The 21,755-nt window shown below is 75.0% G+C and carries 19 protein-coding genes and 1 pseudogene; 13 read left to right on the top strand and 7 right to left on the bottom strand.

The annotated features are described in order from the left end of the window. Positions 1–31 precede the first annotated feature (31 nt). The 8 genes and pseudogenes from ACFCLZ_RS32185 (at position 32) to ACFCLZ_RS32150 (ending at position 10,052) form a co-directional block, all read left to right on the top strand. Positions 32–1,108, top strand: coding sequence for a GNAT family N-acetyltransferase (locus tag ACFCLZ_RS32185; RefSeq protein ID WP_380281405.1), 1,077 nt, complete (start codon positions 32–34; stop codon positions 1,106–1,108). Further along, positions 1,108–2,694, top strand: a complete 1,587-nt coding sequence (locus ACFCLZ_RS32180; protein ID WP_380281404.1) for a hypothetical protein — start codon at positions 1,108–1,110, stop codon at positions 2,692–2,694. Before ACFCLZ_RS32185 ends, ACFCLZ_RS32180 begins: the two co-directional genes overlap by 1 nt. After that, the gene (locus ACFCLZ_RS32175) at positions 2,691–3,884 is read left to right on the top strand and encodes a DegT/DnrJ/EryC1/StrS family aminotransferase (RefSeq protein WP_380281403.1); all 1,194 of its coding nucleotides are present in this window, start codon (positions 2,691–2,693) and stop codon (positions 3,882–3,884) included. Before ACFCLZ_RS32180 ends, ACFCLZ_RS32175 begins: the two co-directional genes overlap by 4 nt. Before the next feature lie 138 nt (positions 3,885–4,022). After that, positions 4,023–4,433, top strand: a pseudogene (gene mscL, locus ACFCLZ_RS32170) (large conductance mechanosensitive channel protein MscL); the annotation flags it as partial. A gap of 538 nt (positions 4,434–4,971) precedes the next feature. Next, positions 4,972–5,772, top strand: coding sequence for a DUF6643 family protein (locus ACFCLZ_RS32165; RefSeq protein ID WP_380281402.1), 801 nt, complete (start codon positions 4,972–4,974; stop codon positions 5,770–5,772). Between the two features lie 299 nt (positions 5,773–6,071). Continuing rightward, the gene (locus tag ACFCLZ_RS32160; RefSeq protein ID WP_380281401.1) at positions 6,072–6,950 is read left to right on the top strand and encodes an MOSC domain-containing protein; all 879 of its coding nucleotides are present in this window, start codon (positions 6,072–6,074) and stop codon (positions 6,948–6,950) included. A gap of 317 nt (positions 6,951–7,267) precedes the next feature. Next, a complete protein-coding gene (locus tag ACFCLZ_RS32155; protein ID WP_380281400.1) occupies positions 7,268–9,673 on the top strand; it encodes a right-handed parallel beta-helix repeat-containing protein in 2,406 nt (801 codons plus the stop codon). A 58-nt stretch (positions 9,674–9,731) separates the two neighbouring features. Continuing rightward, a complete protein-coding gene (locus ACFCLZ_RS32150; protein WP_380281399.1) occupies positions 9,732–10,052 on the top strand; it encodes a DUF6191 domain-containing protein in 321 nt (106 codons plus the stop codon). 12 nt (positions 10,053–10,064) lie between these two features. On the opposite strand, the gene ACFCLZ_RS32145 is transcribed toward ACFCLZ_RS32150, so the two are convergent. The 3 genes from ACFCLZ_RS32145 to ACFCLZ_RS32135 all read right to left on the bottom strand — a co-directional run bounded on the left by ACFCLZ_RS32145 (position 10,065) and on the right by ACFCLZ_RS32135 (position 13,296). After that, entirely contained in the window at positions 10,065–10,649 is a 585-nt protein-coding gene (locus tag ACFCLZ_RS32145; protein ID WP_380281398.1) for a TetR/AcrR family transcriptional regulator, read from the bottom strand. A gap of 220 nt (positions 10,650–10,869) precedes the next feature. After that, positions 10,870–12,000, bottom strand: coding sequence for a PLP-dependent cysteine synthase family protein (locus ACFCLZ_RS32140; RefSeq protein ID WP_380281397.1), 1,131 nt, complete (start codon positions 11,998–12,000; stop codon positions 10,870–10,872). A 105-nt stretch (positions 12,001–12,105) separates the two neighbouring features. Next, positions 12,106–13,296 carry an ROK family protein gene (locus ACFCLZ_RS32135; protein ID WP_380286353.1) on the bottom strand — a complete coding sequence of 397 codons (1,191 nt, stop codon included), beginning with the start codon at positions 13,294–13,296 and terminating at the stop codon, positions 12,106–12,108. 116 nt (positions 13,297–13,412) lie between these two features. Here ACFCLZ_RS32135 and ACFCLZ_RS32130 point away from each other — a divergent pair, with 116 nt between their 5' ends. Together ACFCLZ_RS32130 and ACFCLZ_RS32125 are read left to right on the top strand one after the other, a co-directional pair. After that, positions 13,413–14,684, top strand: a complete 1,272-nt coding sequence (locus ACFCLZ_RS32130; protein WP_380281396.1) for an MFS transporter — start codon at positions 13,413–13,415, stop codon at positions 14,682–14,684. A gap of 43 nt (positions 14,685–14,727) precedes the next feature. Then, complete coding sequence (locus tag ACFCLZ_RS32125; protein WP_380281395.1) at positions 14,728–15,309, top strand: HutD family protein; 582 nt, start codon at positions 14,728–14,730, stop codon at positions 15,307–15,309. Between the two features lie 261 nt (positions 15,310–15,570). Here the strand turns inward: ACFCLZ_RS32125 and ACFCLZ_RS32120 are convergent, their stop codons facing one another. After that, entirely contained in the window at positions 15,571–16,329 is a 759-nt protein-coding gene (locus tag ACFCLZ_RS32120) for an acyltransferase (RefSeq protein ID WP_380281394.1), read from the bottom strand. 128 nt (positions 16,330–16,457) lie between these two features. On the opposite strand from ACFCLZ_RS32120, the gene ACFCLZ_RS32115 reads away from it, so the two are divergent. After that, positions 16,458–17,213 carry a maleylpyruvate isomerase family mycothiol-dependent enzyme gene (locus ACFCLZ_RS32115; RefSeq protein ID WP_380281393.1) on the top strand — a complete coding sequence of 252 codons (756 nt, stop codon included), beginning with the start codon at positions 16,458–16,460 and terminating at the stop codon, positions 17,211–17,213. A gap of 18 nt (positions 17,214–17,231) precedes the next feature. Here ACFCLZ_RS32115 and ACFCLZ_RS32110 read toward each other — a convergent pair whose 3' ends face one another. Together ACFCLZ_RS32110 and ACFCLZ_RS32105 are read right to left on the bottom strand one after the other, a co-directional pair. Next, positions 17,232–18,005: an enoyl-CoA hydratase family protein gene (locus ACFCLZ_RS32110; protein WP_380281392.1), complete on the bottom strand. Its 774-nt coding sequence runs from the start codon at positions 18,003–18,005 to the stop codon at positions 17,232–17,234. A gap of 130 nt (positions 18,006–18,135) precedes the next feature. Beyond that, complete coding sequence (locus ACFCLZ_RS32105) at positions 18,136–18,705, bottom strand: Uma2 family endonuclease (protein WP_380281391.1); 570 nt, start codon at positions 18,703–18,705, stop codon at positions 18,136–18,138. 107 nt (positions 18,706–18,812) lie between these two features. On the opposite strand from ACFCLZ_RS32105, the gene ACFCLZ_RS32100 reads away from it, so the two are divergent. Then, positions 18,813–19,235: a RidA family protein gene (locus tag ACFCLZ_RS32100; RefSeq protein WP_380281390.1), complete on the top strand. Its 423-nt coding sequence runs from the start codon at positions 18,813–18,815 to the stop codon at positions 19,233–19,235. A 5-nt stretch (positions 19,236–19,240) separates the two neighbouring features. Here the strand turns inward: ACFCLZ_RS32100 and ACFCLZ_RS32095 are convergent, their stop codons facing one another. Then, on the bottom strand, positions 19,241–20,557 hold the full coding sequence (locus tag ACFCLZ_RS32095) for an MFS transporter (RefSeq protein WP_380281389.1): 1,317 nt from the start codon (positions 20,555–20,557) through the stop codon (positions 19,241–19,243). A 75-nt stretch (positions 20,558–20,632) separates the two neighbouring features. Between ACFCLZ_RS32095 and ACFCLZ_RS32090 the strand changes: the two genes are divergently transcribed. Beyond that, entirely contained in the window at positions 20,633–21,625 is a 993-nt protein-coding gene (locus ACFCLZ_RS32090; protein ID WP_380281388.1) for an ArsR family transcriptional regulator, read from the top strand. The last annotated feature ends 130 nt before the right edge of the window (positions 21,626–21,755 follow it).

The following is a 21,755-nucleotide window of genomic DNA, read 5'->3' as shown; positions in this document are numbered from 1 at the left end:
CCCGACCACCGATGGGAGAGCGAGTCCGGACGTGAGCGCCCTGCCCGCCCCCGCCGAGCTGACCTTCCGCCCGCTCGCCGAGACCGACCTGCCCGCCCTGCTCGACCTGCTCACCACCACGCTGGCGGGCGGCCCCACCGGCACCCGCACCGCCGGGTTCTTCGCCTGGAAGCACCGCCGCAACCCCTTCGGCGCCAGCCCCGGCATGGTCGCCGAGACCCCCGACGGCCGGCTCGTCGGCATCCGGCTGTTCCTGCGCTGGCAGTGGCGGCGGGGCGGCGAGGACGGCGCCCCGGTCACCGCCGTCCGCCCGGTCGACACCGCCACCCACCCCGACTTCCAGGGCCGCGGCATCTTCCGACGGCTCACCTTCGACCTGCTCGACCAGGTCGCCGACGAGGCCGCGCTGGTGTTCAACACACCCAACGGCAACAGCCTGCCCGCCTACCGGAAGATGGGCTGGCAGGAGCTGGGCCGGGTGCCGGTCACGGTGCGCGCGGTGCGCCCGGCCGCCTTCGCCCGGGGCGTGCGCGCCGCCCTCGCCCGCCGCCCGGCCGGCCCCGTGCGCCCCGTCGGCGAGGACTGCCGGCTGCCCACCGCCGCCGCCTGGCTGGCCGCCCACACCGGCGCCGGGGACCACAGCCCGCTGGCCGAACTGCTCCGCGAACGCGCCGCCGCCGACGCCGCCGACCACCGGCTCGCCGTCCACCGCACCCCGGAGTTCCTGCGCTGGCGCTACGGCGAGGCCCCCGGCCTGGACTACCGGGTGCTCACCGTCCACCGCGGCGACGAACTGACCGGTCTGGCCGTCGGCCGGCCCCGGCGGCGCGGCCCGCTCGCCGAGTTCACCCTCGCCGACGTGATCGTCCGCCCCGGCGACCGGGACAGCGCCGCCCGGCTGCTGCGCGCCGCCGCCCACGAGAGCGGCTGCGACCACGTCGCCACCCACCTCTCCCCCGGCACCGAGGCCGCCGACGCCGCCCTGCGCACCGGCTACCTGCGCGCCCCGCGGACCGGGATGACGCTCGTCGCCCGCACGCCCACCGGCCCCGCCCCGCTCACCCTGGCCGACTGGCGGTTCAGCCTCGGCGACCTGGAGGTGTTCTGATGCCGGGGGCGCCCCGGGACCCGGGCGCGCCAGGGGCGGCGACGGCGGTGCTCAGCCGCGTCCCCTGGCCGTCCGCCGTCGCCGCCGCCCTGGTCACCGGCTACGTCACGCTCTTCGTGCTCGCCTCCGTGCACACCTCGTACGACACCTGGGGCGCGCTGCTGATCCTCCCGGCGCTGATGGCCGTCGGCACCCCGATCCTCGCCCGGATCGCCGCCGCCAACCCCGAACGGGACGTCTTCCGGCTGCTGCTGCTGGCGATGACCGCCAAGCTGCTCTGCGCCTTCCCCCGCTACCTGATGGCCTTCGTGCTCTACGGCGGCGCGGCCGACGCCAAGATGTACCACCAGAAGGGCACCGAGCTCGCCGCCTACCTCGACCAGGCCGACCTGCTCGGCGGCGTCCACTACGACCTGGGCATGAAGGTGGCCGGCACCGGCTTCGTCATCATCATCACCGGCGTGGTCTACGCGATCACCGGACCCTCGCTGATCGGCGGCTTCCTGGTCTTCTCCTGGCTGGGCTTCTGGGGCCTGCTGCTGTTCTGGCGGGCGCTGCAGATCGCCTTCCCGGAGGCGGACACCCGCAAGTACGCCAAGCTGGTCTTCTTCCTGCCCTCCCTGCTGTTCTGGCCGTCCAGCATCGGCAAGGACGCCTGGATGATGTTCTGCCTGGGCCTGACCACCTACGGCACCGCGCGACTGCTGGACCGCCGGTTCGGCGCCTTCGCCTGCATCGCGCTCGGCTCGCTGGGCACCGCGATGGTCCGCCCGCACGTCACCGCGCTGGCCGGGGCCGGGCTGATGGTCGCCTACGTGCTGCGCCGCCGTCCGCAGCAGGTCAGCGCGCTGGGGCCGCTGCGCACCATCCTCACCGCGGTGGTGCTGGGCGCGATGGCGGTGCTGATGCTCCAGCAGGTCTCCACCTTCTTCGGCACCGACGGGACCGGCGGCGACGCCGTCAACCAGGTGCTCTCGGAGACCTCCCGGCGCACCAGCCAGGGCAACTCGATGATCAACGCGACCGCGCCCGAGGACGCCGCGCCGCAGTTCAGCCTCAACCCGGCGGGGCTGCCGGTCGCGGTGATCAGCGTGCTGTTCCGCCCGTTCCCGTTCGAGGCGTCCAACATCCAGAACCTCATCCAGTCGGTGGAGTGCTTCGCCCTGCTGGTGATGTTCATCCGGGCCTGGCCGCGGCTGAGCCGGCTGCCCCGGCTGTTCGTGCAGCGCTCCTACGTGGCGTTCGCCGCCGTCTACACGCTGCTGTTCTGCTGGGCCTTCTCGACCATCAACAACATGGGCATCCTGTCCCGCGAGCGGGTCCAGGTGCTGCCGCTCGCCCTGGTGCTGCTGGTCGTCCCGGCCGCCGCGGGCCGCGGGGCCGCCGCCGGCCGGCGGCCGCCACCGGTGTGGCGGGCCGCGCCCGGCCAGTGGGGCGCCCGGCGCCGCGCCGAGCCGGCGGCACTGCCGCCCATGCCCTTGCCGCCCTCGCCCACGCCGTCGCCGTCGCCGTCGTCCGTCGCGCCATCGTCGTCAACCGTGCCACCGTCACCGTCACCGTCCCAGGGGGGATCGACCGCGCCATGACCACCGACACCCTTGCCCTGCCCGCCGCCCTCGGCGGCACACCCGCCTTCGCCGACGGGCTGCCGCTCACCCGGGTCCAGGTTCCCGACCGCGCCGCGCTGCTGGAGCGGCTCGCCACCGTGCTCGACAGCGGGCAGCTCACCAACGGCCGCACCGTCGCCGAACTGGAGGAGACCGCGGCCGAACTGCTGGAGGTGCCGCACGTGGTGGCGCTCTCCAACTGCACCACCGGGCTGATGCTGGTCCTCCAGGCCGCCGGCGTCGACGACCGCCGCCCGGTGGTGATGCCCGGCTTCACCTTCTCCGCCACCGCGCACGCCGCGCACTGGGCCGGCGGCACCCCGCTGTTCGCCGAGGCCCGCGAGCGGGACATCACCCTCGACCCCGAGGACGCCGCCGCCAAACTGGCCGCCGCCGACCGCCCGGCCGCGCTGATGGCCACCCACGTCTACGGCACGCCCTGCCAGGTCGAGCGCCTCCAGGAGGTCGCCGACGCGGCCGGGGTGCCGCTGGTCTACGACTCGGCGCACGGCTTCGGCAGCCGCCGCCGGGGCGTGCCGATCGGCAACTTCGGCTACGCCGAGGTGTTCTCGATGAGCCCGACCAAGGTCGCGGTGGCCGGCGAGGGCGGCCTGGTCGCCACCCGCGACGCCGACCTCGCCCGCCGGCTGCGCACCGCCCGCGACTACGGCAACCCGGGCGACTACGACACGCTGTTCCCCGGCCTGAACGCGCGGATGAGCGAGCTGCACGCCGCCGTCGGCCTCAACTGGCTGGCCGGCCTGCCCGAGCGGGTGGCCCACCGGACGGCGCTGGTCAAGGAGTTCGCCGCGGTGACCGCCGGACTGCCCGGGCTGCGCCTAGCGCTGCCGGAGGAGGGCGACACTTCCACCTTCAAGGACCTCACGCTCATCCTGGACGACGTCGCGTTCGGCCTCACCAGCCGCCAACTCGCCGACGCGCTGCGGGCGGAGGGCATCGACTCGCGCCGCTACTTCCACCCGCCGGTGCAGCGCCAGCGCGCCTACGCCCACCTGGGACAGGCGCAGTCGCTGCCGCTCACCGACCGGCTCGCCGACTCGGTGCTCACCGTGCCGCTCTGGTCGCAGATGGACGCGGCCACCGTGCGCCGGATCGCGGAGGCGGTGGCCCGCATCCAGCCGTACGCGGAGCGTCTGCGCACTGCCTGACCCGACCGTGCCGGGCCGACGGCCCGTTACGCGGATCGGGTGAACGCGGTTGGACCGCGGGCCCACCGGGTCGGCAGGATGTCCCGCCGGGGCCCGCGGTCCCGTTCCACCCTCCCCCGTACGGATATGGAGTTCCCGGTGCTCAAGGGATTCCGCAGCTTCCTGCTGCGCGGAAACGTGGTCGACCTGGCGGTCGGCATCGTGATCGGCGCGGCCTTCACGGCCGTGGTCACCGGGTTCGTGACGGCCTTCCTCACCCCGCTGATCGGCGTGGCGACGGGCGCGGTCGGCGACTTCACCCAGAAGACCTTCGAGGTGGCCGGCACCCGGTTCCCGTACGGGGTCTTCGTCAACGCGCTGATCGGCTTCGTGCTGGTGGCCGCGGTGATCTACTTCATCGTGGTGGTGCCGGTCGGCAGGCTCCAGGCGAAGCTGGAGGGCGCCAAGCCGGCCCCGGCCGCCCAGGCGGACTGCCCCGAGTGCCTCAGCAGGATCCCGGCCGCGGCGGTGCGCTGCTCGTTCTGCACCTCCGAGGTGGCCGGCCGGCCGGGCTTCCCGGCCCAGCGCGGCCCCGCCGAGCAGCCCGCGGGCCCGTCGGCCGGAAAGGCCGCCGGGAAGAACGCGGAGAAGAACGCTGAGAAGACTGCCGGGAAGAACGCCGGGAAGAACACCGGAAAGACCTCCGACGAGACCACCGAGCAGGCCGCCCCGGCACACTGAGCGGAGCGCGGCCGACCCTGTGCCGGGCCCATACCGGCCCTGACGGGGACTTTATTCCCGAAACATTCACGAGCCCCCGCCGCGCCCCCGGCGGGGGCTCGAATGCGCCGGTCCGCGCCCCGCCCGCAGAAGTTTCTTCGACGGTCCCCGAACCGTCCACCGGCCCGTCACCACACGGGTCTTCGACACCCCCGTACGGGCCCTGTTCGAGCCTCCGGAGTCGCCGGACAGTGGCCGGAAGTCGCCGCCAAAATGTCCGTTCTTCCTACTTTCGAAACCTTTGTTCGGGCGAAGCTTGTGTAAACACTCGAACTGCTCCGCCTCCCAGTCTCCTCAGCAGGCGCGTTGTGGGCTTACCGTATGCCCCATGACCTCGCCCCGCTCCTACGACGGAGTCGGCTACCCCTCTCCGTCCTTCTCCTCCGGCACGCCCATCTACGACAGCCTCGTCGCAGAGCGCGGTGTCCCGCAGATCGCCCCCATCAATGTGCCGGCCGCTCTCCCGCCGGCCCTGTCGACCGGTTACGGATCCGGCCTGTCCGGCCCGTCCTACGAGAACAACCGGTACGGCACCGGGTACGACAGTCCCGGCGGCAACCTCCCCGCCCTGCCGCCCGCCCGCCTCGCCCTGGGCCCCGGCCCGAGCAGCGCGCCGTCCTCCGGCCCGGCCACCGCGTACATCCCGGCGCAGCCCGCGCCCGCGTACGCCGCCGCGCCCCAGCCACCGGTCCCCGGCTACGGCGGCCCGCAGCCGTACCTGCCCGGCCAGCGCCCGCAGACCCCGGCCCCGGGCTTCACCCAGGCCTCCACCGGCGGATACCAGCCGTCCGGCGGCCAGAGCTTCGGCGGCCAGAACACCTTCGTCGGCGGCCACGGCGGCCCGCAGACCTTCGGTGCGCAGCCGGCCGGCGGCCCGGCCGGTCCGCAGGGCATGGCCGGACAGCCCCAGGGCCCGCAGTCCTTCGGCGGCCCGCAGGGCTTCGCCGGCCAGGGCGGCCAGCCCGGCGGCTTCGGTGGCTCCGGCGACCAGTCCTTCGGCGGTGCCCAGCTGCGCCCGGCGGTCACCCCGGTCGCCCCGGTCCGCCCGATGCAGCCGCAGCGGCCCGGCCAGTACGGCGAGCCCGGGCAGTTCCAGCAGGGCTACCAGCCGCAGGCCCAGGGCTACTGAGGCCGGTGACACCTCCGGGCCGGCCCCACCCGGCCCGCACCCGCACCACCTAGCACCACCCGGCGCACCCACATCCGCCGGGCGTACGGAGAAACGGGTCATCCACGGACCGCCCGGAACGCCACCCCACCCCGGCGTTCCGGGCGGTCCGTGCGCATTCGGGCCGCGTTCGGCCCCGGTCGGACCGTTTCCGGACCGTTTCCGGACCGCTTCCGGGCCGCAGTCGGGCCGCGTCCGGGCAGGTCGGGGCACGGGACCGCGCCTGCCGCCGCTCCGGACACGGCTGGCAGGATGGGGGAATGCAGCTCACCGGACTCCACGTCTACCCCGTCAAGTCCATGTACCGCCTGAGCCCCGAGAGCGCCCGCGTCGAGCCCTGGGGCCTGGCCGGCGACCGGCGCTGGATGCTCGCCGACGCCACCGGCCGGTTCGTCAGCCAGCGCGAGAACGCCGCCCTGGGCCAGGTCCGGACCGAGCTCACTCCCGCCGGGGCCCTCGTCCTCACCGCCCCCGACGGCTCGCGCGCCGAGGTCCCCGCCCCCGCCGTCGCGGTCGGCGACCCGCTCGCCGACGTCGAGGTCTGGGGCACCCGCTTCCGTGCCGCCGAGGCCGGCCAGGAGGCCCAGCTGTGGATCGCCGAGCACCTCGGCGACTACCGCCTGGTGCACCTGGACGACCCGCGCGCCCGGCCCGTCGACCCGAACTTCTCCTCCCCCGGCGACACCGTCTCGATGGCCGACGGCTTCCCGCTGCTGCTCACCACCACCGCTTCGCTGGCCCGCCTCAACGAGCTGATCGCCGCCGAGCACCCGGACGGCCACGAGGAACTGCCGATGGAGCGGTTCCGCCCCAGCGTGGTGGTCTCCGGCAGCGAGCCCTGGGCGGAGGACGGCTGGCAGCGGATCCGGATCGGCGAGCTGACCTTCCGGGTGGTCAAGCCGTGCGGACGCTGCGTGGTCACCACCACCGACCAGGAGAGCGGCGAGCGGCGCGGCCCCGAGCCGCTGCGCACCCTGGCCCGGCACCACCGGCTGCTGAAGAAGGCGGCGTTCGGGCAGAACCTGATCCCCGAGCGCCCGGCCGGCGTCGAGGGCGACGTGCTCGGCACGCTGCGGCTCGGCGACGAGGTCGAGGTGCTGGAGGACGGCGCGCACTGGCCCGCGGACCACAAGGTCTGACGGCGGGCGCCCGCGCCCGCACACCCCTTTCCGCACCCGTTTCCGCTCCCCTCTCCGCACCCGCGTCCCGGAACCGGACGTGTGCGCGCTCGTTGAAGCAGGTGTTGCAGCAGGTGCTGACGCACGCGACGGACCCGCGGCGGACCCGCGACGGACGTCCGCCCCGCCCGGCCCGCGCGGCCGGAGCACCCGCGCGGGCGCGCTACGGTGGGCGGACGACCCGCGCACCGCGGTGCGCCGCGTCCGGGCGCACCCGCGTCCGCGTGCGTCCGGTCCGCAGATCGCCGGCTCGATGAAGGTGGGGACGACAGACCGTCATGGCTGAGCACAGGGTCCGGGTCACCCAGGACAGCGCATCCCGCTGGCGGCGCCGCGCCGGCGAGTACGACACGCTCGCGGAGGCCCTGGCGGCCGCGGAACCGGGCGACACGGTGACCGTGCGACCGGGCACCTTCCGGGAGAACGTGGTCGTGGACAAGGCGGTGACGCTCGTCGCCGCCCAGGGCCCCGGCAGCGTCCGGATCGACCCGCCGGGCGGGGTGCCGCTCACCGTCACCGCCGCGGCGGTCGTCCGCGACCTGGTCATCGAGGGCAGCGACCGGTCCGCCCCGGCCGTCCTGGTCACCGGCGAGGAGGCGACCCCCGCGTTCACCGGCTGCCGGGTGGAGACCCACTCGGCCGCCGGGGTGGAGGTGACCGACGGCGCCCGGCCGACCCTGAAGGGCTGTGTGGTGGCCAACCCGGACGGCCTCGGGCTGCGGCTGCGCGGCCCGGGCACCGCCGCCGCCTTCGAGGACTGCGAGGTCGCCGCCGCCGGCCAGGCCGGGCTGGCGGTGCTCGGCGGCGCCGCCGCCGCGCTGGAGCGCTGCCGGGTGCACCACGCCTCCGGCGCGGGCGTGCTGATCTCCGACCCGGGCAGCGCGGCCGAGCTGACCGGCTGCGAGATCTACGAGATCCGCGGCAGCGGGGTGCAGGCCGAGGCGCAGGCGGGCGGGCGGCTGGTCGACTGCGAGATCCACCGGGTCACCGGCAACGGGCTCACCCTGGACGGCGAGGCCGAGCTCGTGCTCACCGGCTGCCGGGTGCACGACGTGCCGGAGAACGCCGCCGACCTGCGCGGACGTGCCCGGCTCAGCCTCGTCCACTCCACCGTGCGGGACTTCGGGCGCGGGGCGCTCTCGGTCTGGGACCAGGGCACCGAGGCGAGCGCCGAGTCCTGCCAGATCCACAGCTCGAACGGCGAGTACCCGGCGCTGTGGGTGAGCGACGGCGCCCGGCTCACGCTCACCGACTGCGCGCTGCACGACCTGCCGGACGCGCTGTTCGTGCTGGACCGCGACTCCGCGGCCGTCGCCGAGGGCTGCTCGTTCAGCCGGATCCGCAGCTCGGCGGTATCGGTCAGCGGCGGTGCGACGGTGACGCTCACCGGCTGCCGGGTCCAGGAGGCGGGCACCGGGCTGTGGTTCCGCGACCACGGCAGCGGGGGCGTGCTGACCGGCTGCGAGATCTCCGACGTGGCGACCGGTGTGATCGTCACCAAGGGCGCCGACCCGGTGCTGCGGGACTGCACCGTCCGGGCCGGTTCGGAGGCCGGTGTCTACGTCTCCGCCCAGGGCCGGGGCACCTTCGAGGACTGCCGGGTCTCGCACGGCAAGGGCTTCGGCTTCCACATCATCGACGGCTGCCGCACGGTGCTCACCCGGTGCCGGGCCGAGCAGAACGAGCGGGCCGGCTTCGAGTTCTCCGAGCCCGGACCGGTGGTGGAGGGGTGCACCTCGGACGACGTGCCGGCCGCGCCGGCCGGGGCCGCCGAGATCCCCACCCCGCGCGCCCAACTCGCGGCCACCGCGGCTCCCTTGGCCTCCTCCGCGGCCGCCGCGGCGGTGATCGGGCCGATCCCGGACTGCCGGCCCGCCGACGAGGCGCTGGCCGAACTCGACGGGCTGGTGGGCCTGGCCACCGTCAAGCAGGAGGTGCGGACGCTGATCGACCTCATCTCGGTCGGCCGGCGGCGCCGGCAGGCCGGGCTCAAGGCGCCCTCGCTCCGCCGCCACCTGGTCTTCACGGGCGCCCCCGGCACCGGCAAGACCACGGTGGCGCGGCTGTACGGCGAGATCCTGGCCTCGCTCGGGGTGCTGCAGCGCGGCCACCTGGTCGAGGTGGCCCGGGTCGACCTGGTCGGCGAGCACATCGGCTCCACCGCGATCCGCACCGCCGCCGCCTTCGACCGGGCGCGCGGCGGCGTCCTGTTCATCGACGAGGCGTACGCGCTGGCACCGGAGGACGGCGCCCGCGACTTCGGCCGGGAGGCGATCGACACGCTGGTGAAGCTGATGGAGGACCACCGGGACGAGGTGGTGGTCATCGTGGCCGGCTACACCGCCGAGATGGAACGCTTCCTCTCCGCCAACCCGGGTGTCTCCTCGCGGTTCTCGCGCACCATCACCTTCCCCGACTACTCGGCCGGGGAACTGCTGGAGATCGCCCGCGCCCAGTGCGCCGAGCACGAGTACGCGCTCGCCGAGGCCACCGAGCACGCCCTGCTCGACCACTTCGCCGGCATCGAGCGCGGCCCCAACTTCGGCAACGGGCGCACCGCCCGCCAGGTCTTCGAGACCATGGTCGAGCGGCACGCCATGCGGATCGCCCAGTTGCCCGACGCGTCCACCGAGGACCTCCAGCTCCTCGTCCCCGCCGACCTCCCGACCCCCCGCCTGCCGTAGGTCGCCCGCCTGCCGCAGGGTCGGAACTTCCGGGCGGTGCGTGCCCGTTGGACCCGCCATGAGCACCCTCCTCACCGGCGCGGCCGGCGGCCTGCTGCTCCCGGCCTTCCTCGTCGCGCTCTTCTTCCTCGGCGCCGTCGGGCGGCGGCTGTTCACCCGGGCGGGCGGGCGCGGGGCCGCGGCCGACGGGCGCGGCGTCGGCGCGACGGCCACCGAGGAACTGCACGCGCTGCTCTACCCGGGCAAGCGGGCGCAGTTGGAGCAGCGGCGGGTCGAGTTGGTGCTGCGGGAGGATGAGCACGACGGGGCACCGCGCCGGACCGGGATCGACCTGGCGGGCGGCCGGGCGGTGATCCGGGGCGGCGCCCGCCGGTCGTAGCGACGGTGCCGGTCAGACGTGTTCGCCGGCGAGCATGAGGGCGATCAGGAGGTCCAGGCGGTCCTTGGCGAGCTCGGGGCGCAGGCGGCCGCTGCGGGTGAGGGTGACCAGGCCGTGCAGGGCGGTCCAGACGACCTCGGTGAAGGTGTCCGGGTCGTGCGGGCCGGACACCTCGGCCACCGGGGTGGCCAGGGCGGTGAAGGCCTCCTTCAGCGGCGCGGGGGCCTCGGGCCGGCCGAAGGGGAGGCCGGTGGCGAGGGTGAACATGGCGTCGTAGAGGGCGGGGTAGGTCGCCGCGAACCTCGCGTAGGCACCGACGACGGCGGTGAACGCCTCGACCGGTCCTTCGGCGTCGCGGGGCGCCTCCCGCAGTTCTGCGGCGAGTTCCTCGAAGCCCTCCACGGCGACGGCCGCGACGATGGCGTCCCTGCTGGCGAAGTGGCTGTAGAGGACGGGCTGGCTGTACTCGATCAGCGCGGCGAGCCGGCGGACCGTCACCGCCTCCCAGCCTTCCTCCTCGGCGAGGTCGCGGGCGGTCCTGACGATCAGTTGATGCCGTTCGGCGCGTTCGCGCTCGCGGCGGGCGTGGACTGTCATGCCAGAGAGTCTAGCAGTGCTAGACATTCGAGCGACGCTCGCTCTAGTGTTCCATCGGATGCCTGGCATCGCTAGGAGTTCTGGCAACCGCCATGAACTCGGGGGGGCCTCATCATGTGTCGCGGCGACCGGCGCCCTGTTCCTCACCGAGCGCCGGTCCACCGCCTCCTGACCCCGCGACGGGCCCGCCCAGCGGCCCCGTCGTCAGCCCGTCAGCCCGTCAGCCCGTCCAGTCGCCGCCGGCCAGGAAGGACTCCAGACCGGCCAGGTACGGCGCGACGTCGATCCGCTCGCCCGCCAGCCAGTCGTCCGAGTAGTACTTGTCGAGGTAGCGGTCACCCGGGTCGCAGATCAGGGTGACCACGCTGCCACGCTCCCCCGCCGCCCGCATCTGCGCGACGATCCGCAGCGCGCTCCACAGCCCCGTGCCGGTGGACGCGCCCGCCTTCCGGCCGAGCACCCGATCCAGCAGCCACACCGCCGCGACCGAGGCGGCGTCCGGGACCTTCATCATCCGGTCGATCGCCCCGGGCACGAAGCTCGGCTCCATCCGGGGCCGCCCGATCCCCTCGATCCGCGAGCCGCGGTCGCACACCGCGTCCGGGTCGTCGTGCACCCAGCCGTCGAAGAAACAGGAGTTCTCCGGATCGGCGACGCAGATCCGGGTGTCGTACTGCATGTAGTGGACGTACCGGGCGATGGTCGCCGAGGTGCCGCCGGTGCCCGCGGTGGCCACGATCCAGGCCGGCTCGGGGTGCGGTTCCAGGCGCAGCTGGGCGAAGACCGACTCGGCGATGTTGTTGTTGCCCCGCCAGTCGGTGGCCCGCTCGGCGTAGGTGAACTGGTCCATGTAGTGGCCGCCGGTCTCCTCGGCGAGCCGGGTCGAGGCCTCGTACACCTCGTCCGGCCGGTCCACCAGGTGGCACTCGCCGCCGTGGAACTCGATCAGGTCGATCTTGGACCGGCTGGTGGACTTGGCCATCACCGCGATGAACGGCACCCCGACGAGCTGCGCGAAGTACGCCTCGGAGACGGCCGTGGAACCGCTGGACGCCTCGATGACCGGCTTGCCGGGGCGGATCCAGCCGTTGCAGAGCCCGTAGAGGAACAGCGAACGGGCCAGCCGGTGCTTGAGCGAGCCGGTCGGGTGGGTGGACTCGTCCTTGAGGTAGAGGTCGATGCCCCACTCCGCCGGGAGCGGGAAGCGCAGCAGGTGGGTGTCGGCCGAGCGGTTCGCGTCCGCCTGGACCTTGCGGACCGCCTCCTTGAGCCAGCGCCGGTACTCCGGGTCGGAACGGTCCACATCGACGGTCGGTTCCACACCCTGCTCCACGGTCGGTCCGGTTCCCATGCCACTCTCCTCGTACGAGTCCCCTGGAAGCCCCCCTCCTCCTTTGCTCACTACGAGTGTACGAGTGTCACGATAAGTAACATTATCCGAAGCTCCAGGCTCCGCTTATCGGCCCGCCTGCCCGCCGGCCACCGACTGCGGGTCCGCCAGGTACGGCAGCCAGCCCAGCTCGGCCGCCCCGGCCAGCGCGCTGTGCTCCAGCTTCGCGCCGACGATCGGCACCCGGCCGCTGCGCCCCCACAGGCTGCGCTCGGCGACGACCGCGCGCAGCCGCTCCGGCGCGGCCTCCAGCAGGTCCAGGTGCAGCCCGCTGAGCACCACCCGGTCCGGGTTGAGGATGTTGGCGACCCCGGCCAGGCCGAGGCCGAGCCGGTCGATGACGTGCTCCACGGCCGCCCGGGCCCGCTCGTCGATGGCGGCGGCCCGGCAAAGCTCGCCGGCCTGGTCGAGCAGCGGCCGGCCCGGGTCCGGGGTCAGCCCGGCGGCGGCGAACAGCGCGTCCGGGTCGGTCTCCGAGTTGAGGCAGCCCCGGTTGCCGCACCCGCAGGGCCGGCCCTGCGGGTCGACGGTCAGGTGGCCGACCTCCAGGGCGAGTCCGGCACTGCCGGTGTGCAGGCGGCCGTCGATGACCAGCGCCCCGCCGACGCCGCGGTGGCCGGAGGTGACCAGCAGCAGGTGCCGCGCGCCGCGACCGGCGCCGTGCCGGTACTCGGCGAGGGCGGCCAGGTTGGCGTCGTTGGCGATCGCGGTGGGCAGCGGGTCGAACGCGCGCGGACCGTGGTCGGCGCGCCCCACCTCCACGTCGTACAGATCGGCGACGGGCGTGCCGCTGGGCCAGGCGAAGTGCAGCGCGGCGAGCGCCGTGCCGTCCGGCTCGGTGACCGGGTTGGGCAGCGCGAGCGCCGCGCCGAGGCAGCGCCGTTCGGTGCCGCGGGCGAGCTCGGCGCCCGCCTGGGCGACGGCGCGCAGCATCCGGACCGGGTCGGTGGCGGTGGGCAGCGGCAGGTGGACGGGCGGGTCGAGCAGCCCGCCGAGGCCCGCCAGGGTGACGCTGAGGCCGTCGGCGTGGATCTGGCCGGCGACCACCACCGGGCCCGCGGGGTCGATGGCAAGCCGGTGCGAGGGGCGGCCGCGGCCGCCGCCGGCCGGGCGGGAGTCGACAGTGATGAGGCCGAGCGCCTCCAGTTCGGCGGTGACAGCGCCGGCGGTGGCCCGGGTGACGTCCAGCGCGCGGGTCAGCGCCGAGCGGGTCGGGGCCTGACCGGTGTGGATCAGCTGGAGCGCGGGGCCGAGCAGCGTCCGCCCCCGGTCGGGGGCCGCGCGGCGGTGGGCGTCGCGCTGCGCGTCGTGGTCGGCCGCGGTCCCGGGCTTCGGGCTTGAAGGTGAGAGCTGCACGGACCTATTGTTACTTTGTGCCGCTCCGAAACAAAATCCGTCCCTCCCGCCCCCTCCGCCGACCGTTCCCCCAGTCTGGCAGCACCGCGGCGAAATCCCCCAGCCCGTTCGCGCACTCCCGTGCCTCCTGGGGCACCGCCCGGCTCGCCCTCACCGCCTTCTTCGCCGTCGACGGCCTGCTCTTCGCCGCCTGGGTGGTCCGCATCCCGGACGTCCGCAGCCAGGTCCACGCCTCGCACAGCGCCCTCGGACTCGCCCTGCTCTGCGTCTCGGCGGGCGCCGTCGCCACCATGCCGGTCGTCGGCCGGCTCTGCCTCCGGTACGGCTCCCGACCGGTCACCGTCGCCTCGCTCGCCGTGCTCGCGCTCTCCGTCCCCCTGCCCGCGCACACCCACTCGGTGACGGCGCTCGGCGGCGTCCTGCTGCTCTTCGGCGCCGGCTACGGCGGGGCCAACGTCGCCATGAACAGCGCCGCCGTCGAGATCGTCGGCGAACTGGGACGCCCGGTGATGCCCAGCTTCCACGCCGGGTACAGCCTCGGCGGCCTGCTCGGGGCGGGCGTCGGCGGACTGCTCGCCGGCCCGCTCACGGCCGCCCAGTGGCTCGCGCTGGCCGGGCTCGCCGGGCTCGCGGTCACCACGACGGCGGGCGTCGCGCTGCTCCGCTGCCCGGCGGCGCGACCGGTCGCCACCACCTCCGCCGCAAGCTCCGCCCCCGCCTCCCCCGCCTCCTCCACCGGCACCGCTCGCTCCGCCGGCCGGGTGCTGGTCCTCCTGCTCGGCCTCACCGCGCTCTGCACCGCGTACGGCGAGGGCGCCGTCGCCGACTGGACCACCCTGCACCTCACCGACGACGTCCACGCCGGCGCGCGGGTGGCCGCCGCCGCCTACGCCGCCTACGCGCTCGCCATGACCACCGGGCGGATCGGCGGCACCTGGCTCTCCATGCGCCTCGGCCAGCACCGGGTGATGATCCTCGGCGGTCTCACCGCGGCGGCCGGGATGCTGCTGGCGGCGCTCGCACCGCTGGTGCCCCTGGCCCTGGCCGGGTTCGTCCTGGTCGGGCTCGGGCTGGCCAACATCTTCCCGCTCGCCATCGCCCAGGCCGGCGTCATCGGCGGCCCGCAGGGCGTCGCCCTCGCCTCGACGCTCGGCTACGCCGGCATGCTGATCGGCCCGCCGGTGATCGGTTTCCTCGCCGACGCGACCAGCCTGCCGATCGCGCTGACCACGGTCTCCGCCGCCGCGACCGTCGCCGCCGTCCTCCCGCTGATCGCCCGCCGCCGCTGAACCGCCACCCCGCCCCCGTCAACCGTCGTGCGAGGATCGCGCCATGACGAACAGCACGGCTCCGGTCCGGTTCCTGCTCGCCGCCGAGCGGCCGGCCACGGCGTGGCGCAACGGGGGCGGGGTGACCAGGGAGGTCGCCGGGTTCCCGGCCGGCTCCGGACCGGACGACTTCGGCTGGCGGGTCAGCCTCGCCGACGTCGCCTCCGCCGGCCCGTTCTCCGCCTTCCCGGGCGTCGACCGGGTGATCACCCTGGTCGAGGGCCCGGGCATGGCGCTGACCGTCGACGGCGTCGAGCACGTCGTCGACGCGCCTTTCCACCCCTTCGCCTTCCCCGGTGACGCGGCCACCGACTGCCGGCCGCTCGGCGGCCCGCTCGTCGACTTCAACGTGATGACCCGCCGCGGCCGCGTCACCGCCGACCTCGTCCTCGCCGGGACACCCCGCCCGGTCACCGTCCCGCCCGACGCCACCGTGCTGCTGGTCTGCCTCTCCGGCACCGCGGCCCTCGACGACACCGCCCTCGCCCGCTACGACGCCGCCCTCCTCACCACCCCGGCCACCCACGAACTGCGCCCCGGCGGCCTCACCGCCGTCGTCACCTTCCGCGGCACACCGCAGACCTGACGGCCTCGGACCGCCGCAGCCGCAGCCGCTCCGGATGCTCGCGAACCGCGCCGCCCGGAGTGGTCCGGCCTGCACGGACACCGCGAGGGTGGGATGCGGTGCGGGCCGTGGGCCGGGCGCCGGGAATCCCCGGAGCGGAGCTGCGCGAACGCCTCCCCGGCGGAGCGGACCCGGCCGTCACCGGCCCGATGAGCCGGTGGGCGACGCCGAGCGGTCCGCCCAACGCGCCCAACGCACCGCGCAGACCCGCCCGAGGCCCGCTCAGGCCCCCGGCTCGCCCGGCGGCCGCAGGTCCCACCCGGCCAGCGCCCGCAGTTGCGCGGCCGTCAGGTCGCCCGGCAGCGGCCGCGGCGGCTCGGTGCGGAACGGCGGCTGCCAACCCTCCTCCGGCGTCCAGCGGCGGACCGCCTTGGCCGGGGCGCCCGCGACCACGGTGTGGTCCGGCACCTCGCCGCGCACCACCGAGCCGGCCGCGACGACCACGTTGCGGCCCAGCCGGGCGCCGGGCAGGATCACCGCGCCGGTGCCGATCCAACTGCCGGAGCCGATCTCCACCGGCTCGTTGCGCGGCCACTGCTTGCCGATCGGCAGATCGGTGGCCCGGTACTCGTGCGCCTGGTCGGATATGTAGACGCCGGGGCCGGTCCACACGTCGTCGCCGAGCACGATCGACTGGTGGCCGACGATGTGGCTGTCCCGGCCGATCACGCAGCCGCCGCCGATCCGTACGATCGGCTCGGGGCCGAGGTCGAGCCCGGGCAGGAAGCCCGCGCTGATGGTCACCCGCTCGCCGATGATCGAGAACGGCCCGATGGTGATCCACTGCTCGTTGAAGACCGCGCCGAGCGGAAAGGTCAGCTTCGTCCCCGCGCCCAACTCGCGGAACCGGTACGGCCCGGGGTTCTCGCTGGACACCGCGCCGGCCCGCTGCACCCACTGCCAGCCCCGGTGGACGAGCTGGCCCGCGGCTCGCCGGCCACCGGCCCGGGCGGCGCTGAACAGGGAACGCGTGATCGGCATGCGCTCACGTTACCGGCCCGTAGGGCCCGTCCGACGGGAGGGCGGCCAAGGTCACACGCCCCGGCCGTCTCGAACCTTTGTTCGGAAAACGGTGTCCGGAATCCGCCACTGCTGCCAGACTCACCGTCATGGAGATCACCACGCACCTCGACGCACTGCGCCGCGAGGGCACCCTGCTCGCGGACGCCGCCGCCCGCACCGACCTCACCGCCCCCGTCCCGACCTGCCCGAAGTGGCAGCTGCGCGACCTCGTGCTGCACCTCGGCCAGGTGCACCGCTGGGCGACGGTCACCGTCCGCGACCGGCTGAGCGCCCCGATGGACGCCGAGCGCCAGCAGGTCGCCTGGGGGCCGGAGCCGGACGACGCCGACCTGGTCGCGTGGTTCCGCACCGGCCACGCCACGCTGGTCGACACGCTCACCGCCGCCCCGGCCGACCTGGACTGCTGGACCTTCCTCCCGACGCCGAGCCCGCTCGCGTTCTGGGCCCGCCGCCAGGCGCACGAGACGGCCGTGCACCGGATCGACGCCGACGCGGCCGCCGGCGTCGAGGGGCCGCACGTCGACGCGGAGTTCGCCCACGACGGCATCGACGAGTTGCTGGCCGGCTTCCTGACCCTCGGCCGCTCCAAGGCCCGCAGCGAGCGCCCGCGGACGATGCAGATCAGCGCGAGCGACGGCCCGGGCCGATGGCTGCTGACCATCGGCCCGGAGCCGATCAGCGTCGAACTCGCCGAGCGGCCGGCCGACCTGACGCTCACCGGCCCGGCCCGCGACCTCTACCTGCTGCTCTGGAACCGCCTGCCGGGCGGCACCGGACGGGTGGCCGCCGCCGGGGACGACACGCTGCTCGACCTGTGGCGCGAGGGCGCGGCCATCGGCTGACCCGCGTGTAGGGGCGCGTCAGCGCACCCAGCGCGCCGGACGCTTCTCCAGGAACGCGCGCATGCCCTCCTGCGCCTCCTCCGAGCCGAACAGCCGCGCCGACAGCTCCACCAGTTCGTCGGCGTCCTGCTCGAAGGAGCGCACCACCTCGGCGTTGGCGAGCCGCTTGGACTGCGCGAGGCCCTGCGGCGACCCCAGCCGCACGGCGTCCAGCAGGCCCTTGAGCGCGACCTCGGCCGCCTCCGGCGCGTCGACGGCCTGCGTGACCAGGCCGATCCGGGCGGCCTCGGCGGCGTCGAAGACCTCGCCGGTCAGGTAGTAGCGGGAGGCCGCGCGCGGGTCCAGCTTGGGGCGCAGCGGCAGCGAGATGACGGCCGGCGCGAGCCCGAGCCGGACCTCGGTGAACGCGAAGGTGGCGGCCGGCCCGGCGAGCGCCAGGTCGGCCGCGCCGACCAGCCCGAGCCCGCCGGCCCGGACGTGCCCGTGGATCACGGCGATCACCGGCTTGGCGCAGTCCACGACGGCCCGCTGGAGGTCGACCAGCCCGCGCGGCCCGACCGTCGGATCGGCGCCGGTCGCCTCCGAGAGGTCCGCCCCGGCGCAGAACACCTTGCCCGCGTGCGTCAGCACCACCGCGCGCACCTCCGGATCGGCCGCCGCCCCGGCGAGCCCGGCCGTCAGCTCGGCCATCAGCCGGGTGGACAGCGCGTTGCGGTTGTGCGGCGAGTCGAGCGTCAGGGTGGTGACGGCGTCCTCGGTGGCGACACGGACGAGGGGCGCTTCGCTGGTCATCGGTGCGGTCCTGCTTTCCGGCTGAGGGTGGGTCGCAACGGTCGCCCGCCGCCCGTGAGCCGCGCGCGCCCGGACGACTCTGACATGCCCACCCTCCCCCGGACCAGCCCCCTCGGAAGGCCGGGGCGGATCAGAGCCGGGACGTGTCGAGGTCGAGGCCGAACGGCTCCGGCAGCCCGACCGGCGTCCCGAACGGGTGCGGCCCGTCCTCGACGGCGTAGCCGAGCCGGGTGGGCCCGCTGAACAGCGTGCAGGTGCGGGCCTGGCGGTCGACCAGGAGGTAGAGCGGCGCCCCGTACTGGCCGTAGCGGCGGCGCTTGACCGTCCGGTCGGTCTCCGCGTTCGACGGCGAGCTGACCTCCACCACCAGCAGCGTCCGGTCCGGGAGCAGCGCGCCCTCCGTCTTCGCCGCCAGGTCCGCCGGCACGACGGCGAGGTCGGGAACGTACCAGTTCTCCGACCCGGGCAGGTCGAGATCGCCGGAGCAGGACACCAGCGCCAGCTCCTCCAACCGCGGCGTCAACTGCCGGCGGACGACCTCGGCGGCGCTCTCGTGCGCCCACGACGGCGACAGCAGCCTGACGGTCCCTTCGACGATCTCGGCGCGGCGGCCCGCGACGTGCTGGATCGCGTACTTCAGCGCCCGCTCGGGATCGCTCACCGTGCTGTAGTCGCCGGGGACGTGGGGGGCCGTGCTCATGAAAACACTCTCCTCCCGGCTCGACGCTCTCGTCACCGCAGGTGCAGGACCAGCCTACCGACTGTAAACACCTGGTGCGGCAATCAGCCGTCGGCCACGATGGTCGTATGACCATGGAATCGCAGCGCAACGCCGCCCCCCTGACCCACATCGCCGAGCCGCCCGGGGTCGCTCCGGGGACGGGGTACACCCAGGTCGTCACGGCGAGCGGGCGGCTGGTGGCGGTGTCGGGGCAGGTGGCGTTCGACGAGGAGCGGCGGCTGGTGGGGGTGGGGGACCCGAAGGCGCAGGCACGGCAGGTGTTCGAGAACCTGCGGCGCTGTCTGGCGGCCGCGGGGGCGGACTTCTCGCACGTCGTCAAGCTGACGTACTTCGTCACCGACATGGCGGACATGCCCGCCGTCCGGGAGGCCCGGGACGAGGCGCTCGGGGACCTGCCGCTGCCGGCCTCCTCGGCGGTGCAGGTCGCGGCGCTGTTCCTGCCGGAGGTGCTGATGGAGATCGAGGCCTTCGCGGTGGTCCCGGAGTAGGTCCCTCAGCTCGGCACCGCCTCGCCGCGCCGCCCGGCCCACCGGACGGCGGGGCCCATCGCGAGGCCCGCGCCGGCGAGCAGCGCGCCGAGGGCGGCCCAGCCGATCAGGCCGTGGCCGACCACGGCGGTCGAGACCACGGCCGGGCCGATCATCAGGGCGGCGGCGGTGCCCGCGTTGAAGACGCCCTGGTAGGCGCCGTGGGCCCGCTCGCCGGCCAGGTCGTAGCTGAGCGCCCAGGCGCCGGCCTGGCCCAGCACCTCGCCGACCGCCTGGAGCGCGACGCCGGCCAGCACCACCACCGCCGCGAGCGCGGCGGGCGCGCCGTGGGCGAGGGCGATCACCAGGCAGGAGGCGGCCAGGAGCAGCCCGGCCCGGCCGCAGGCCCGGGCGGCGGCCGCCGGGTGCTCGGTGCCCCGGGTGGCGCGGACCTGGAACGCGATGACCAGCACGGTGTTGACGACCAGGGTGGCGGCCACGGTGATCCGGGGGGCGTCGGTCTGCTGGACGATCCACAGCGGCACACCGACCTCCAGCATCGCGAACTGCAGGCCGAGCACCGAGCTGAGCGCGGTCACCAGCAGGAACGGCCCGTCGCGCAGCGCCGGGTTGCGCTCGCGGCCCGACCGCGCCGCACCCCGGTCGCCGCCCGCCCCACCTGCCCCACCTGCCTCGTCCGCCCCGCCCGCGCGTCCCGGCACCGGCAGCCGGTGGAACAGCACCGCGGCCACCAGGTACGAGGCCGCGTCGGCCAGGATCGCCGCCAGGTAGCCGGGGCGCGAGTCCACCTGGAGCGCGATCGCGCCGACGCCGGTGCCCAGGCAGAGCCCGACGTTGGTCACCACCCGCAGGTAGGCCCGCCCGGCCACCCGCTTGTCGGCGGGCAGCACCTCGGCGTAGAGGGCGTTGCGCACGGCGGCCGCGCCCCGGTCGGCGGCGGCGACCAGGCAGGCGAGCGCCACGAACGCCGGGTAGCCGCCGACCGCGGTGTAGCCGGCGGTGCCGAGGCCGGTGAGCGCGACCAGCGCCACCAGGACCGGCCGGCTCCCCCAGCGGTCGGCGGCCCGCCCGGCGGGGACGCTCGCGAGGACCCCGCAGAGCCCGGCGGCGGTGAGCGCGAGGCCGAGCTGCGCCGCGCTCAGGCCGAGGTAGCGGGTGAAGAACAGCACGCCGACGGAGAGCGAGAGGCCGCTGCCGAGGGTGTTGAGCAGGGTGATCCGGGCGAGCCGGCGCACCGTCGGGTCGGGGTGCAGCAGGCGGGAGGCCCTGGACGCGGGCAGCACGGAACTCGGTGCGGCGGTCGCCGCCGGTGGGGTGGTCATGCCCACGATCCCACCCCGGCACCGCCGCCGGGCCGTACTGATTTAGGCTGGCCCTCAAACATCCAGGGGGACGGCGTGCACCGGTTCAAGCTCGGCCTGGCCGATCTCGCCACCACCTGGTTCGCCTGTTCGCCGATCCAGGAGGCCGCGCTCAGCCTGCGGATGTGGACCCACCCGGGCTTCTACGCCCTGCAGTCCGCCGCGTTCGAGCGGCTGCGGCCCGCCTTCGAGCGGCTGGACTCCTCGCTGCTGCTCTCCCTGGTCGCCGACAACCGCTGGGTCCCGGACTTCCTGACGCCCCGTCCGGCGACCCCGTGGCCGGACTTCCGCACCGAGCTGGGCACGGTCCGGGCGCTGCCGCCGGAGCAGCTGCGCCCGGAGCTGGAGCAGACCTTCCTGCCGCACCACCAGCCGCTGCCCGCGGTGCTGGCGGCCGGGCTGGCCGATCCGGCCCGGTTGCTGGCGCGGATCGCCGACGCGCTGGAGGAGTACTGGGAGCGCTGCCTGGCGCCCGCGTGGTGGCCGCAGGCGCGGGCGGTGCTGGAGGCCGACCTGGTCTACCGGTCGCGGGTGCTCACCCGGCAGGGCGCGGCGGCGCTGTTCGCCGACCTCGACCACCGGTTGCGCTGGACGGACGGCGTCCTGTCGATCGACCGTCGCTGGAAGGACTGGGACGGCGAGATCACGGTGGACGGCCGGGGGCTGGTCCTGGTGCCGACTTTCTTCGCCCGCGGCGCGATCACGATGATCAGCAACGACCGTCCGCCGCAGATCAGTTACCCGGCCCGCGGGCAGGCGGGGATGGCCGGCCCGCGGCCGCCGGCGACCCCGCGCGCGCTGGAGCAGCTGCTCGGCGCGCCGAAGGCCCGGCTGCTCGCGCTGCTGGCCGAACCGGCCTCCACCACCGACCTCGCCTACCGGCTGGGCGTCACGCCGGGCGCGGTCAGCCAGCACCTGGCGGTGCTGCACGCGACCGGCCTGGTGACCCGGGCGCGGCACGGCCGCTCGGTGCTGTACAGCCGCAGCGCGCTCGGCGACGAGCTCTCCGGCAGCCCGCGGCGCAGCTGAGCGGCCCGGTCCGGCGGATCCGGCCAACTCTTCAGTGGTACAGACCTGTTGACGCATTGGTCTGTACCTCCTACAGTGCCCATGCCCCCGTCTCCCCACGGCGGTGGGCATGTCACCACCCCGGCATCAC

It is taken from the genome of Kitasatospora purpeofusca (assembly GCF_042691725.1).
GTDB lineage: Bacteria > Actinomycetota > Actinomycetes > Streptomycetales > Streptomycetaceae > Kitasatospora > Kitasatospora purpeofusca_B.
This window is presented reverse-complemented; position numbering and strand designations above follow the sequence as displayed.

Bases quoted from the DNA above. Each gene is read 5' to 3' on its own strand.
- ACFCLZ_RS32105 (WP_380281391.1), bottom strand. From the start codon at position 18,705: ATGAGCACGGCCCCCCACGTCCCCGGCGACTACAGCACGGTGAGCGAT.
- ACFCLZ_RS32180 (WP_380281404.1), top strand. From the start codon at position 1,108: ATGCCGGGGGCGCCCCGGGACCCGGGCGCGCCAGGGGCGGCGACGGCG.
- ACFCLZ_RS32160 (WP_380281401.1), top strand. From the start codon at position 6,072: ATGCAGCTCACCGGACTCCACGTCTACCCCGTCAAGTCCATGTACCGC.
- ACFCLZ_RS32150 (WP_380281399.1), top strand. From the start codon at position 9,732: ATGAGCACCCTCCTCACCGGCGCGGCCGGCGGCCTGCTGCTCCCGGCC.
- ACFCLZ_RS32165 (WP_380281402.1), top strand. From the start codon at position 4,972: ATGACCTCGCCCCGCTCCTACGACGGAGTCGGCTACCCCTCTCCGTCC.
- ACFCLZ_RS32175 (WP_380281403.1), top strand. From the start codon at position 2,691: ATGACCACCGACACCCTTGCCCTGCCCGCCGCCCTCGGCGGCACACCC.
- ACFCLZ_RS32140 (WP_380281397.1), bottom strand. From the start codon at position 12,000: ATGGGAACCGGACCGACCGTGGAGCAGGGTGTGGAACCGACCGTCGAT.
- ACFCLZ_RS32120 (WP_380281394.1), bottom strand. From the start codon at position 16,329: ATGCCGATCACGCGTTCCCTGTTCAGCGCCGCCCGGGCCGGTGGCCGG.
- ACFCLZ_RS32095 (WP_380281389.1), bottom strand. From the start codon at position 20,557: ATGACCACCCCACCGGCGGCGACCGCCGCACCGAGTTCCGTGCTGCCC.
- ACFCLZ_RS32125 (WP_380281395.1), top strand. From the start codon at position 14,728: ATGACGAACAGCACGGCTCCGGTCCGGTTCCTGCTCGCCGCCGAGCGG.
- ACFCLZ_RS32100 (WP_380281390.1), top strand. From the start codon at position 18,813: ATGACCATGGAATCGCAGCGCAACGCCGCCCCCCTGACCCACATCGCC.
- ACFCLZ_RS32110 (WP_380281392.1), bottom strand. From the start codon at position 18,005: ATGACCAGCGAAGCGCCCCTCGTCCGTGTCGCCACCGAGGACGCCGTC.
- ACFCLZ_RS32145 (WP_380281398.1), bottom strand. From the start codon at position 10,649: ATGACAGTCCACGCCCGCCGCGAGCGCGAACGCGCCGAACGGCATCAA.
- ACFCLZ_RS32115 (WP_380281393.1), top strand. From the start codon at position 16,458: ATGGAGATCACCACGCACCTCGACGCACTGCGCCGCGAGGGCACCCTG.
- ACFCLZ_RS32155 (WP_380281400.1), top strand. From the start codon at position 7,268: ATGGCTGAGCACAGGGTCCGGGTCACCCAGGACAGCGCATCCCGCTGG.